This window comes from Embleya sp. NPDC020630 (assembly GCF_044334985.1).
GTDB lineage: Bacteria > Actinomycetota > Actinomycetes > Streptomycetales > Streptomycetaceae > Embleya.
The window spans coordinates 19,710-33,132 of record NZ_JBIRUB010000033.1; the positions used below are offsets into that span (position 1 = coordinate 19,710).

Annotated in this window: 13 protein-coding genes; 6 read left to right on the plus strand and 7 right to left on the minus strand. The window is 70.9% G+C overall.

Going from position 1 to position 13,423, the window contains the following annotated elements; all coding sequences use genetic code 11:
- The first annotated feature begins 371 nt into the window (after nucleotides 1–371).
- Nucleotides 372–1,880, plus strand: coding sequence for an MFS transporter (locus ACH4XV_RS45225; RefSeq protein WP_395799900.1), 1,509 nt, complete (start codon nucleotides 372–374; stop codon nucleotides 1,878–1,880).
- A gap of 187 nt (nucleotides 1,881–2,067) precedes the next feature.
- Nucleotides 2,068–2,400 (plus strand): hypothetical protein, encoded by a 333-nt coding sequence (locus ACH4XV_RS45230; protein WP_395799902.1) that lies wholly within the window; start codon nucleotides 2,068–2,070, stop codon nucleotides 2,398–2,400.
- Nucleotides 2,401–2,481: 81 nt separating this feature from the next.
- Here the strand turns inward: ACH4XV_RS45230 and ACH4XV_RS45235 are convergent, their stop codons facing one another.
- Nucleotides 2,482–3,642 (minus strand): acyl-CoA dehydrogenase, encoded by a 1,161-nt coding sequence (locus ACH4XV_RS45235; protein ID WP_395799904.1) that lies wholly within the window; start codon nucleotides 3,640–3,642, stop codon nucleotides 2,482–2,484.
- 243 nt (nucleotides 3,643–3,885) lie between these two features.
- On the opposite strand from ACH4XV_RS45235, the gene ACH4XV_RS45240 reads away from it, so the two are divergent.
- Both ACH4XV_RS45240 and ACH4XV_RS45245 read left to right on the plus strand, forming a co-directional pair.
- The gene (locus ACH4XV_RS45240) at nucleotides 3,886–5,205 is read left to right on the plus strand and encodes a UDP-glucose dehydrogenase family protein (protein ID WP_395799906.1); all 1,320 of its coding nucleotides are present in this window, start codon (nucleotides 3,886–3,888) and stop codon (nucleotides 5,203–5,205) included.
- 105 nt (nucleotides 5,206–5,310) lie between these two features.
- Entirely contained in the window at nucleotides 5,311–5,754 is a 444-nt protein-coding gene (locus ACH4XV_RS45245) for a CoA-binding protein (protein ID WP_395799908.1), read from the plus strand.
- Between the two features lie 87 nt (nucleotides 5,755–5,841).
- On the opposite strand, the gene purE is transcribed toward ACH4XV_RS45245, so the two are convergent.
- A complete protein-coding gene (purE, locus tag ACH4XV_RS45250; protein WP_379999855.1) occupies nucleotides 5,842–6,345 on the minus strand; it encodes a 5-(carboxyamino)imidazole ribonucleotide mutase in 504 nt (167 codons plus the stop codon).
- The gene (locus ACH4XV_RS45255) at nucleotides 6,342–7,481 is read right to left on the minus strand and encodes a 5-(carboxyamino)imidazole ribonucleotide synthase (protein WP_379999852.1); all 1,140 of its coding nucleotides are present in this window, start codon (nucleotides 7,479–7,481) and stop codon (nucleotides 6,342–6,344) included. The genes purE and ACH4XV_RS45255 overlap by 4 nt, the downstream gene beginning before the upstream one ends.
- A gap of 273 nt (nucleotides 7,482–7,754) precedes the next feature.
- Between ACH4XV_RS45255 and ACH4XV_RS45260 the strand changes: the two genes are divergently transcribed.
- Together ACH4XV_RS45260 and ACH4XV_RS45265 are read left to right on the plus strand one after the other, a co-directional pair.
- A complete protein-coding gene (locus ACH4XV_RS45260) occupies nucleotides 7,755–8,252 on the plus strand; it encodes a GtrA family protein (RefSeq protein ID WP_379999849.1) in 498 nt (165 codons plus the stop codon).
- On the plus strand, nucleotides 8,249–8,827 hold the full coding sequence (locus ACH4XV_RS45265; protein ID WP_395799911.1) for a GtrA family protein: 579 nt from the start codon (nucleotides 8,249–8,251) through the stop codon (nucleotides 8,825–8,827). Before ACH4XV_RS45260 ends, ACH4XV_RS45265 begins: the two co-directional genes overlap by 4 nt.
- A gap of 52 nt (nucleotides 8,828–8,879) precedes the next feature.
- On the opposite strand, the gene ACH4XV_RS45270 is transcribed toward ACH4XV_RS45265, so the two are convergent.
- The 4 genes from ACH4XV_RS45270 to ACH4XV_RS45285 form a co-directional block, all read right to left on the minus strand.
- Nucleotides 8,880–10,145, minus strand: a complete 1,266-nt coding sequence (locus ACH4XV_RS45270; RefSeq protein WP_395799913.1) for an ATP-binding protein — start codon at nucleotides 10,143–10,145, stop codon at nucleotides 8,880–8,882.
- Nucleotides 10,146–10,201: 56 nt separating this feature from the next.
- The gene (locus ACH4XV_RS45275; protein ID WP_020556678.1) at nucleotides 10,202–10,873 is read right to left on the minus strand and encodes a response regulator transcription factor; all 672 of its coding nucleotides are present in this window, start codon (nucleotides 10,871–10,873) and stop codon (nucleotides 10,202–10,204) included.
- Nucleotides 10,874–11,005: 132 nt separating this feature from the next.
- A complete protein-coding gene (locus tag ACH4XV_RS45280) occupies nucleotides 11,006–11,836 on the minus strand; it encodes a hypothetical protein (protein ID WP_395799915.1) in 831 nt (276 codons plus the stop codon).
- Nucleotides 11,837–12,012: 176 nt separating this feature from the next.
- Complete coding sequence (locus tag ACH4XV_RS45285) at nucleotides 12,013–13,389, minus strand: hypothetical protein (RefSeq protein ID WP_395799917.1); 1,377 nt, start codon at nucleotides 13,387–13,389, stop codon at nucleotides 12,013–12,015.
- Between the last annotated feature and the right edge of the window lie 34 nt (nucleotides 13,390–13,423).

Genomic DNA, 13,423 nt, shown 5'->3' on the forward strand with positions numbered 1-13,423 from the left:
TGCGCGTACTCTCCCGGCTCTCGGGGCCGCATCGATCCCGGAGGCTCTGCCGTCCCCGACGCGCCCGGGGACAACACCTCCTCCTGGTCATGGCATCGCACTTCGAGGCGCGCAGCCTCCAGGACGTACCGCGCTTCTTTCCTAGTCGCGGCCGTCCGGCGCCAGGCCAGGGGGCGCCCGGGTGGGCGCCCCCTCGTCGCCACGACCGCCCATGATCAGCACTTACTAACCGTCCCGTACAGAATAAGTCCGATGCGTATCGTCTAGAACGAAACTATCTGCTAGCGTCTCTCTTGCCGCCGGACGAACACCCGGCGCGGAGCCGGGTCGAGCCGCCCCGGCCGCCGGACCATACGAGGAGAGACAGAGCCATGGCACTGCCGGTCACCGCAAAGACGCCACCGCGCGAACCGCGCACGTATCCGCGCAGCCTCGCTCTCACGCTGCTGTGCGCGGGCATGCTGATGGTGATCCTGGACGGCACGATCGTGACCGTCGCGCTCCCCTCGATCGGCGCGGACCTCGGGTTCTCGTCGGCCGATCTCGCCTGGGTCATGAACATCTACATGATCGCCTTCGGCGGCCTGCTGCTCCTCGCCGGACGACTCGGCGACCTCTTCGGGCGCAAGCGCATGTTCCTCGCCGGGCTCGCCGTCTTCACCGTCGCCTCGTTGCTGTGCGGCGTGGCCACCAGCCCCGAGATGTTGCTCGCGGCACGGTTCCTACAGGGCGCCGGCGGCGCGATGGCGTCCGCCGTCAGCCTCGGGATGATCGTCACGCTCTACCCCGAACCCGCCGAACAAGGCAAGGCCATCGGCGCGTTCAGCTTCATCGGCGCTGCGGGCGCGTCCCTGGGCCTGGTGCTCGGCGGCGTGCTCACCGAGGCGGCGAACTGGCACTGGATCTTCCTGGTCAACCTCCCGATCGGCGTCGTCACGCTGGTCCTGGCGACACGCGTCCTGGATGCCGACACCCCCGCCTCCGGCGCTCGCGGCAGGGCCGACATCGTCGGGGCCGTCCTGGTCACCGGCGGGCTGATGTTGCTGGTGTACGCCGTCGTGAAGGCCGAGGCGTACGGGTGGGGATCCGCCAAGACCTGGGCGCTGCTTGCCGGTTCGTTCGGGCTGCTGGCGCTGTTCACGCTCCGCCAGGCCCGGGTCGCGGCGCCGCTGCTGCCGCTGCGCACCTTCCGCTCCCGCAACGTGAGCGGCGCGAACGTCCTCCAAGTGCTCACGATCGCGGCCATGTTCGGCTTCCAGGTGCTGGTCGTCCTGTACATGCAGCACGTCCTCGGCTTCGGGGCGGCCAAGACCGGCTGGGCGATGTTCCCGACCGCGCTCGCCATCGGCGTCGTCTCCCTCGGCGTCTCCGCCCGTGTCATCGGCCGCTTCGGCGCCCGGAACGTGCTGGTCGCCGGCCTGCTCATGCTCACCGCCGGCATGGCCTACCTGGCCCGTGTCCCGGTCGACGGCTCGTACCTGATCGACCTGCTCCCGGTGTTCGTCCTGATCGGTGGCGGCGGCCTGGTCCTGCCCGCACTCGCCACACTGGCGATGTCCGGCGCCCGGCCCGAGGAGGCGGGCGTCGTCTCCGGCCTGTTCAACACGACCCAGCAGATCGGCGGGGCCCTCGGCGTAGCGCTCCTGAACACCCTCTCCACCTCCCGCGCCGACACCCTCGCGGGGCAGGGCAAGTCCGCCGCCGAGGCCCTGACCGGCGGCTTCCACCTGGCGTTCACGGTGGGGACGGTCCTGCTCGCGGCCTCGGCGATCATCGCCATGCTGGTCATCCGCACCCCGCCCACGACCGCCATCGCCGGCAACACCGCCGCCCCGGATGCCGACCGGGCCACGACGACCCCGGCCATCCACGTCGGGTGACGAGAAGACCGCCCATCCACCCACCCCGAACGACACGGTCCCCCGCCGAGATGCCCTCGGCGGGGGACCGTGTCGTTTACCCGTTCACTCATTCGGAGGATATGACCGCAATCCGCCCCTTCCGGAGAAACCATCCGGATGGGATTGACGTGGCCGATCCCCACGACAGGCCCACGAAGGAGAAGACATGACCACCCCCGGACTCGCCCCCCGGCGACGCGCCGTCCGCGTCGCCGGAGTGCTCATCGCCCTCCTCGCCACCGCCACCATCGCCGCCGGCACCGCCTCCGCCACCGCCACCGCACGGGCCGGCGAGCTGTTCCGCTGTGCCTCGGTAACCCCCGACCTGCCCAACCTCTACGCCACCTCGTGCGATACCGACCACTGGGGCCCGGCCTCCCACTTCGTCGTGGTCGACCAGGGCAGTCGCAACGCCTGGATGTGCGAACAGGGCTGGGTTGAGGGCTCGCTGTGGATCAGCGGCCAGAACTGCCGCCGACTCGCCACGTCCGGGGCCTGAACCGCCGTGATCCCCCGCCGACACCTCTCGGCGGGGGATCACGGTGCGCCACGACGCGTCGATCGACCCGGCTGCCACCGCCTACTTCGGCAGGTTCCTCGCCATCACGATGCGCTGCACCTGATTCGTGCCCTCGTAGATCTGCGTGATCTTCGCGTCACGCATCATGCGCTCCAGCGGGTAGTCACGTGTGTAGCCGTATCCGCCGAGCAACTGCACCGCGTCGACCGTGATCTCCATCGCCGCGTCCGACGCGAAGCACTTGGCCGCGGCGCCGTGGAAGGTCAGGTCCGCGTCGCCGCGCTCCGACTTGGCCGCCGCCGCGTAGGTGAGCTGCCGGGCCGCCTCCAGCTTCATCGCCATGTCCGCGAGCATGAACTGGATGCCCTGGAAGTCGGCGATCGGCTTGCCGAACTGCCTCCGCTCCTGCACATACCCCTTGGCGTAGTCCAGCGCGCCCTGCGCGATGCCCAGCGCCTGCGCCGCGATCGTCACGCGCGTGTGGTCGAGCGTCCTCATCGCGGTGGCGAAGCCCGTGCCCTCCTCACCGATGATCCGGTCGGCCGGGATGCGTACGTTGTCGAGGTAGACCTCGCGCGTCGGCGAGCCCTTGATCCCGAGCTTCTTCTCCGGAGCGCCGAACGAGACACCCTCGTCCGACTTCTCCACCACGAACGCCGAGATGCCCTTGGAGCGCTTTTCCGGGTCGGTCACGGCCATCACCGTGTAGAACTCGGACACGCCCGCGTTGGTGATCCAGCGCTTGACCCCGTTGAGCACCCACGAGTCGCCGTCGCGCACCGCGCGGGTCTTCATCGCCGCCGCGTCCGAACCGGCCTCCGGCTCGGACAGGCAGTAGGAGAACATGCCGTCGCCGCGCGCCACGGCGCCGAGGTAGCGCCGCTTCAGGTCCTCGGACCCGGACAACATCACCGGCATGCTGCCGAGCTTGTTCACCGCCGGGATCAGCGACGAGGACGCGCACACCCGGGCGACCTCCTCGATCACGATCACGGTGGCGAGCGCGTCGGCGCCCGCGCCGCCGTACTCCTCGGGGACGTGGACCGCATGGAGGTCGTTCGCGGTGAGCGCGTCGAGCGCTTCCCGGGGAAAGCGCGACTGCTCGTCGACCTCTGCCGCGAACGGGGCGATCTTCGCCTCGGCGAGCGCGCGGACCGACTCGCGGAGCATGTCGTGCTCCTCGGAGACGCGGAACAGGTCGAAGTCTTTACGTCCGGCCACGGGTGCCTACCTCTCGGGACTGAAGGTGCCCTCTCGGGACTGAAGGGCGACGGGCTGCGGGGGGTACCTGTTTTATTACCGCTCAGTAAACAACATGGACGTCCACAATTATTCAGCCGCACCCCGCCGACCCTCGCATCGGGACGGCCACGGTTCGGCGACGGTGTCCCGCGCCCGGCCGATACGATCCAGATTCGATCCGGATCCCACCCATTCCTCCGACGAAGAAGTCAGGTGACGTACGTGGCACCCCGCATCACGGTCATCGGTACCGGCTACCTGGGCGCCACGCACGCCGCGTGCATGGCCGAACTCGGCTTCGAGGTCCTGGGGATGGACGTGGACCCGGACAAGGTGGCCACCCTCGCGAGCGGCCGGATCCCCTTCTGGGAGCCGGACCTGGAGGAGCTGATGGCCCCACACGTCGCCTCCGGCCGGCTGCGCTTCACCACCGACATCGCCGAGCTGGCCGCGTTCGGCGACGTGCACTTCGTCTGCGTGAACACTCCGCAGCGCAAGGGCGAGTTCGCCGCCGACGTGTCCTACATCGACGCCGCCGTGAACGCGCTCGCCCCGCTCCTGGAGCGGCCCTGCCTGGTGGTCGGCAAGTCCACCGTCCCGGTCGGCACCGCCGATCGGCTGGCGAGCCGGATCGCCGAGCTGGCCCCCGCGGGCGCCGCGGCCGAGCTGGCCTGGAACCCCGAGTTCCTGCGCGAGGGCTTCGCCGTCCGGGACACCCTGCACCCGGACCGGCTCGTGATCGGCGTGCGCTCGCAGGCGGCCGAGGACCGGCTGCGCGAGGTGTACGCGACCCTGCTCGACGAGGGTGTGCCGCTCGTGGTGACCGACTTCGCCACCTCGGAGCTGGTCAAGACCGCCGCCAACTCGTTCCTGGCCACCAAGATCTCCTTCATCAATGCGATGGCCGAGGTCTGCGAGGCGGCCGGCGCCGACGTCGAGCAGCTGTCCGAGGCGCTCGCCTTCGACCCCCGGATCAACGGCCGTTTCCTCAAGGCCGGGCTCGGCTTCGGCGGCGGTTGCCTGCCCAAGGACATCCGCGCCTTCATGGCCCGGGCCGGCGAGCTGGGCGCCGACCAGGCGCTCACCTTCCTGCGCGAGGTGGACGCGATCAACATGCGCCGCCGCTTCCGGATGGTCGACCTCGCCCGGGAGCAGTGCGACGGCAGCTTCCTGGGCCGTCGGGTCGCCGTGTTCGGCGCGGCCTTCAAGCCGAACTCCGACGACATCCGCGACTCGCCCGCGCTCAACGTCGCCGCCCAGGTGCAACTCCAGGGCGGCGAGGTGACCGTGTACGACCCCAAGGCGATGGACAACGCCCGCAAGATGTATCCGGGCCTGGCCTTCGCGGAGACCGCCTTCGACGCGGCCCGCGGTGCCCATGTGGTGCTGCATCTGACCGAGTGGGCGGAGTTCCGCGAGATGGATCCGGCCGAGCTGGGCGAGATCGTCGCCGAACGTCGTGTACTCGACGGGCGCAATGCCCTCGACCCGGTGCGCTGGCGCGGCGCAGGATGGACGTACCGGGCTCTCGGTCGCCCCTGAGTAGCCGGCCCGCCCCGGGGGCACACTCACCGGGCCGACGGCGCCGCGCCGTCCGTCTGTCGGGGGGCACCGCGAGCAGCGAGACAAGACTGCGAGGTCATCAGCATGCCTTACGGCGACGAGGCCACGATCCGACGGATCCTCGACACGCACACCTGGGCGGTGGTGGGGCTCAGCACCAACTCCCACCGCGCCGCATACGGAGTAGCCGCGTTCCTCCGTCAGTGGGGAAAGCGCGTTGTGCCCGTGCATCCCAAGGCGGAGACCGTGCACGGCGAGCCGGGCTACGCCACGCTCGCCGAGATCCCGTTCCCGGTCGACGTGGTCGACGTGTTCGTGAACTCGGAACAGGCCGGCGAGATCGCCGACCAGGCCGTCAAGATCGGCGCGAAGGCCGTCTGGTTCCAGTTGGACGTGATCGACGAGCGCGCCTACCAGCGGGTCCGCGACGCGGGCCTGGACATGGTGATGGACCGCTGCTCGGCGGTGGAGCTCCAGCGCATCACCATGACGAGCACAAGTACGAGTACGAGTACGGGCCCGGCCTGAGCCGCAAGCCACCGGGGCCGAGCACCCGCTCGGCCCCGGTGGACGGCTACGACCCGGCCGGGACCGACTACAGCCGGCCAACGCCCCCTACGACCCGACCCGCTCCCGCAGTTTGCGCCCCTTCTCGGTCGCCTGCGCCTTCAGCTCCGCCTGGAACTCGCCCATCCGGGCCAGCAGCGCCGGATCGTGCGCGGCCAGGATCCGCACCGCCAGCAACCCCGCGTTGCGCGCTCCGCCGATCGAGACGGTCGCCACCGGCACACCGGCCGGCATCTGCACGATGGACAGCAGCGAGTCCATGCCGTCCAGGTACTTCAGCGGCACCGGTACGCCGATCACCGGCAGCGGGGTGACCGAGGCCAGCATCCCGGGCAGGTGCGCGGCGCCGCCCGCGCCGGCGATGATCACCTTCAGGCCGCGCCCGGCGGCCTCGGTGCCGTAAGCGATCATCTCCTGCGGCATCCGGTGCGCGGAGACCACGTCGGCCTCGTAGCCGATCCCGAACTCGTCCATGACCTGCGCGGCGAGTTCCATCACCGGCCAGTCCGAGTCGGACCCCATGACGATGCCGACGACGGGCTGCGTGCTCATTCGGTGATGTCCCCTCGGAGGTAGTCGGCGGCGTGCCGGGCGCGCTCGCGCACGTCGGCCAGGTCGTCGCCGCACACGGTGACGTGTCCGACCTTGCGGCCGGGCTTCACGTCCTTGCCGTACATGTGCACCTTGACCCCGGGATCGCGGGCCATCACGTGCAGGTACGGGCGGTACATGTCGGGGTAGTCGCCGCCGAGCACGTTGACCATCACCGTCCACGGCGCCCGGGCGCGCGGGTCGCCCAGCGGCAGGTCGAGCACCGCGCGCAGGTGGTTCTCGAACTGCGAGGTGACCGCGCCGTCGATGCTCCAGTGGCCGCTGTTGTGCGGACGCATGGCCAGCTCGTTGACCAGGATCCGGCCGTCGGCGGTCTCGAACAGCTCGACCGCCAGGTGCCCGGTGACGTCCAGCTCGCCCGCGATGGACAGCGCGATCCGCTGGGCCTCGACCGCCCGCTCCTCGCTCAGGTCGGGCGCGGGCGCGATCACCTCGCGGCAGACCCCGTCCACCTGGATCGACTCGACCACGGGGTAGGCCACCGCCTGGCCGTGCGGCGAGCGCACCACGCAGGCCGCCAGCTCGCGGGTGAAGTCCACCTTCTCCTCGGCCAGCACCGGCACCCCGGCCGCGAACGGCACGGCCGCCTCGTCCTCGTCCCGGACGATCCACACACCCTTGCCGTCGTAGCCGCCGCGCGTGGTCTTGAGCACCACCGGCCAGCCGCCCACCTCGGCCGCGAACGCCGCGACCTCCGCAGGGTCGGCCACGATCCGGTTGCGCGGGCACGGTACGCCGATCTCGGCCAGCCTGGCCCGCATCACGCCCTTGTCCTGGGCGTGCACGAGGGCGCGCGAACTCGGCCGCACGGCGACCCCGTCGGCCTCCAGGGCCTCCAGGAGCGCGGTGGGCACCTGCTCGTGGTCGAAGGTGACCACGGCGCAGTCCTGCGCGAAGCGGCGCAGGTCGGCGAGATCGTCCTCGCTGCCGAGCACGACGTCGCCGACCACTTGGGCCGCGGATTCGGACGGGGATGCGGCGAGTACGCGAAAGCGGGCGCCGAGCGGGATTGCGGCCTGGTGCGTCATGCGGGCGAGCTGGCCGCCGCCGACCATGCCGACGACTGGGAACGTCACGGGGGAAGGGTACCGACCCGCCGCCGACGCTCGCGGCGCCGGGCGGCGCGAAGCCGGTCACGGCGGCACGACGCCGCGCCACGCGCACCGCCCCGGAGTTCTTCGGTGCTTCGGAACGCCCCCGGGGGACCCGCGCCACACGTGACGCGGGATGTTCCGGTAAAGAGTGTGCAACGGGAGGGAGACCGGGCGCCGATGTCGAACGGCCGCGACGGCTACCCTCGTCGAGTGAGTCGTCGAGTCGGTAGCACCCGTGGTGCCAGAGGAGCGTCCGTGCCTTCGCCCGTCGACGCCCCGTCCGAGGGAGCCGCCGGGCCGCCGGCGAGCCGGATCGCCCGGGTGCGCTCCGAGGTCACCCAGTTCCTCGTGGCGGGCGGCCTGGCCTACGCGGTGGACGTCCTCGTGTTCAACCTGTGCCTGTCCCTGGGGATGGGCGGGGTCGGCGCGAAGATCACGTCCTCGATCCCGGCGACGATCGTCGCGTACGTCGGTAACCGATACTGGACCTATCGACATCGGGACCGCACCGGCGTCGGGCGCGAGTACACGCTCTTCTTCGTGTTCAGCGCGATCGCCGCGGGCATCCAGGCGTCGAGCGTGTTCGTGTCGCACACCCTGATGGGCTACGAGAGCAAGCTCGCCGACAACATCTCGGCGAACATCGTCGGTATGGCTCTCGGCACGCTGTTTCGCTTCTGGGCATTCCGCACATGGGTGTTCAAGCACAAACGGCCGGACCCCGTACCGGTCGCCGAAGGTGGCATGTCGTGAAGGCGCTCCGGAATTGGTACGACCGGGTCGGACACCTGCTGCACGAAACGCTGAAGTTCGGCGCCGTCGGCGGGTTCGGCGTGATCGTGAACGTGATCGTGTTCAACCTGTGTCGTGACCACCTGGGCCTGGCCTCGGTGCGCTCGTCGGTGATCTCGACGGCGGTCGCGATCGTGGTGAACTATCTCGGCAACCGCTACTGGGCCTTCCGGCACCGCACCTCCGACGACAGTCGGCGCGAGTTCGTGCTGTTCATGGTCTTCAGCGGGGTCGGCATGGCGATCGAGGCCGGCACCGTGGCGATCTCGCACTACTGGCTCGGCCACACCTCGCTGCTCGCGGACAACATCGCGAAGTACGCGGTGGGCCTGCCGCTCGGCACCCTGTTCCGGTTCTGGTCGTATCGCACGTGGGTGTTCACCGGCACCCACGACATCGACCGCAAGCCGGTCCGGGTGGTCGCGCCGCCGGGCGACGAGGACGCGGACGATCGGCCGGCGGGACCCGCCGGCGCCCGAATGGACACCGAGGCCGCGCGGCTGGTCGAGGACGAGAGCAAGACCTCCCGGGCCTGAACCGGCCCGCACCTCCCCCGCGCACCGCGTCCAACCACGACGCGACGAACCGTCAGCCGTGCCCTTCCTCCGGGTGGGCCGCCAGGAACACCGCGAACACCGGCGGCCGCTGCTGGAGCAGCTCCAACCGCCCCCCGTCGGCCTCGGCCAGATCCCGGGCCACCGCGAGCCCCAGGCCGGTCGAGTTGTGGCCGCTGACCGCCCGCTCGAACACCCGCGCACCCAGCTCGTCGGGCACGCCCGTGCCCTCGTCCTCCACCTCGACCACCACGGACGTCCCGGTGATCCGGGTCCGGATGTTCACCGCGCCCGCGCCGTGCATCAGCGTGTTCTCCACCAGCGTGGCCAGCACCTGGGACAACGCGCCCGGCGTGGCCACGGCGGTCAGCCCGCGCTCGCCCTCGACCCGGATGCTGCGGCGGGCCTCGCGGAAGTTGGGCCGCCACTCGTCGATCTGCTGCTGGATCACGTCGTCCACCCGGACGGTGACCGCGGACATGTTGCGCGGGTCGCGCCCGCCGGTGCCGCGCCGACTGCTGGTCAGCAGCCGCTGCACCACGTCGGTCAGCCGCTCGACCTGGGAGAGCGCGATCGCCGCCTCCTCCTTGACGATCTCCGGGTCCTCGGTGGCGATGATCTCCTCGAGGCGCATGGACAGCGCGGTCAGCGGGGTGCGCAGCTGATGCGAGGCGTCGGCGGCCAGCCGGCGCTCGGCGGTGAGCATCCTGGCGATCCGCTCGGCGCTCTGGTCCAGCACCTCGGCGACGCGGTCCAGCTCCGGCACGCCGTAGCGGCGGTGCCGTGGCCTGGGGTCGCCCGAGCCCAGGCGCTCGGCGGTCTCGGCCAGGTCGGTCAGCGGGCGGGCCAGGCGGCGCGCCTGCCAGACCGCGAGGGCGGCGGCGGCCGCGACCGCGAGCAGCGCCACGCCCAGGATCAGCAGCAGCGATTCGCGGATCTTGGTGGTCACCCGCTCGCGCGGCTCGCCGACGGTGACCGAGTCGCCCATCTCGCCGGGCATGGTCTTCTCGAACACCCGGCCGCTCGGCTTGTCGCCGATCACCAGCGGAGGATCGCCCGGCAGCCGCACGATCGCGTAGCGATGCGGCTCGACCTGGCGGCGCAGCAGCGCGGCGTCGGAGTGCTCGCCGGAGGCCATCCGCAGCTCGACGACCTCCAGGATGCGGGCGGCCTCGGCCTTGAGGCTGTCGCCCGCGGTGTTCTCGATCGCGTGCGTCTCGACGAACGCCAGCGGCACGCCGAGTACGGCCACGACGACCAGGACCACGCCGAGCGTGGTGTTGATGAGCCTGCGACGCAAGGTGGATCCCGTCAGCTTTTCGAGGTCGGCTCGCGCGAGGTCGGCCCGGCTCCGGCTCAGCTCTTCTCGAAGCGGAAGCCCACGCCGCGCACGGTGGTGATGTAGCGGGGGTTGCCCGCGTCGTCGCCGAGCTTCTTGCGCAACCAGGAGATGTGCATGTCGAGCGTCTTGGTGGAGCTCCACCAGGTGGTGTCCCAGACCTCGCGCATCAGCTGGTCGCGGGTGACCACCCGGCCCGCGTCGCGCACGAGCACGCGCAGCAGGTCGAACTCCTTGGCGGTGAGCTGGAGCTCCTCCTCGCCGATCCAGGCGCGGTGCGAGTCGACGTCGATCCGCACGCCGTGCACACCCTGGCCGACGTCGGCCGCGCCGCGCCGCAGCAGCGCGCGCACGCGCGCGAGCAGTTCGGCGAGCCGGAAGGGCTTGGTGACGTAGTCGTCGGCACCGGCGTCGAGGCCGACCACGGTGTCCACTTCGTCGGCGCGCGCGGTCAGGACGAGCACCGGGAAGCCGTGCCCCTCGGCGCGCAGCCGCCGGCACACCTCCAGGCCGTCCATGCCGGGCAGACCGAGGTCGAGGACGAGCAGGTCCACCCCACTCTGCGCGGCGCATTCGAGAGCGCTTGGGCCGTCCTCGCGCACCTCGACCTCGTAGCCCTCTCGGCGCAACGCACGCGCGAGTGGTTCGGAGATGGATGCGTCGTCCTCGGCGAGCAGTACGCGGGTCATGACCTTGATGTTACTGACGCGGGGGCGCCACGTTGACGAGCTCCGTACGAGCGGGCCGAAGGAGCCCGGGATCGGCGGGCATTTTTCGCCGACCGAAGGACGACGGACCGGTGCCGGAGGGCGGCGTTCACGTCACCATTCGTCGTCTTTGTGGCGACGCCAGGAGAACACCATCGTGGACGCGGCCATCAGCAGGATCAGCCCGCCGGCGACGATCCAGATGATCGCTCCGCCGGAGATCTCGCCGTCGTCGCCGCCCCGGCTCTCGACCATCGCGTCGGGGCTGCGCGCCGCACTCGCGGTCGGGTCCTGCGTACCCCCCGACGGGGTCTGGGCCGGCGCCTGGCCCGATGCCGGGGGTGCTCCGGCCGTCGGGTCGCCAGGGGCGCCGGAGGGTCCGTCCGGGGCCGCTCCCTGGAGGTCGACCCGCAGCGTCATCGCGGGCGGCGCGGGCGCGGTCGGGAAACACGTGGTGATCTGGTCGCCGAAGATCGCGGTGGTGGTGACCATCTTGCCGGGGGCGATCCGGATGTCGCCCTTGGCGTCGAGCGGCACGGTGATCTCGCCCTCGTACGGCGGCACCACGATCAGCGCGGGCGTACCGGGGATGTCCACACGCATCTTCGGTCCCTGGAGCGTGAGTTCGCCGCCGGCGCCGCCGGAGAGGACGAGCTGGATCGACGGGGTCAGCGGGGTGCCGGGGAACGGCAGCGGGCTGGTGGCGGGGCTGCCGCCGAGGGTGACCTTGATCCGCGCCTTCTCGCCCGGCCGGATCGGATCGGTCGGGCCGTCGAGGGAGATCTGCTGCGGACCGTCCACGGCGGGCTGGTCCAGCGGGATGACGCAGTGCACCGGCACGGTCAGCGGTTCCGCCGCAGCGGGCGCGGCGAGCGCGAGCACCGGGCCGACCGCGCAGGCCAGGGCGAGGGCGGCGCCGGCCGGGCGTGAAGCCGAGAGAGCCATCGGGGGTCGCGTCCCTTCTCGTGGGCGACGAACGGGAGTCGGGCGGGAGTCGGGGCGGAGCGGGGCGGGATACGGCCGAAGGGTCCCCCGGCCGGGTGAGGACCGGCAAGGGGACCCTTCGCATGCGGTTTCGGTTCGGGCCGGATTCGGTCGTGGTGCCCGGAACCGACCGGCCGTCAGACCTGGTTGCGGATCCGACGACGGTAGGGCACGAACAACATCAGCGCGATCGCCGCGAGCACGGCGGTACCGGCCGCCATCGCGAACGCGGTCATGCCGCCGCCGGAGGCACCGGTGTGCGCGAGGTCACCGGTGCTGCCGCCGGTGGAGCTGCTGCCGCCGTTGGTACCGACGTTGCCCGAGGGGGACTGGGTCAGCGTGGGCGGCGGGGTGCCGGCGTCGCCCTTGGCCTTGAGGGTGGCCGAGACGTCGGTGTGGGTGACCGTGCAGGTGGTGGTGGACTTGGCGTTGATGGAGCCCAGCGACGCCTTGGTCGCGATCTTCAACTGGCCCGGCGTGAAGGTGTAGTCGCCGCCGCCCCACACGTCGAACTTGCCGGTGATCGGCCCGTCCACCTTCAGCGGGTCGCCCCCGTTGACCTTGACCGCCTTCTCCGGGCCGACCAGCTCCAGCGGCGCCTTGGTCGAGCCCTGCGCCACGTCGATGGTGATCGTGGGCACGAACTTGAGGTCGATGTCGCTGCCGGGCAGGCTCGACGGCGCCTTGCCGACCAGGTTGTCCTTGAACGAGGCCGAGATGTCCAGCTTGGCGCCCTTCGAGGCGGTGCTGGGCACGGTGACGGTCACCCCGTAGGTCGCCGTCGTGTCCGGGATCTCGACCGGGAAGTCCTCGACCACCGTCTTGCAGGTGTAGTCGACGTTCACTTCCTTGCCGTTCGGCGGACCGGGCGGCTCGTTCGAGGGGGACGTCGAGGTCGACGCGGACGCGGACGCCGACGGCGAGGCGGAGGTCGACGGCGAGGCCGAGGTCGAGGGGATGGCGCCGCCGTCGACCGGGAGGGTGCCGAGCTTCGGCGTGCCGTTCACCGTGCAGGGCACGTTGATGATGCCGGCGGCGTTCAGCACCAGCTTGGTCGGCGTGATGTCGATGTCGCCCTTGGCGTCGGACGGCACCTTGATCTTCGCGTTGAAGTCGGGAAGCGTGATCGGCTGGCCCTTGGTGACCTGGATCTTGCCCTCCTCCCCGACGATCTTGAGGTCCTGGGTCGAACCTCCCGACGCCTTCGCGTCGAACGTCGCGGCGAAGGACACCGGCTGGGGAAGGGTCTCCGGCCCGTTGACCGGAGTGGCGCCCATGCTCACCTTGACCGTGGCCTCGCCGCCCGGCGCGGTCTTGGCGGCCGGCATCTCCAACGAGATGTTGAAGTCGTCGGTGACGTCCGGCGAGTTCGGCGGATAGGGGATCTTGCAGGTCATGTTGACCTTGACCGGAGCGGCCTGTGCCGCGGGTGCCAACACGATCATGCCCGTGCCCCCCGCCACCAACATGCCGCCGACGGCGGCGGTGGCGAGTCTTGTCTTGGCCTTGCTCATCAGGTTGTGCTCCCTTCGTCGGGGCGGGACCCAC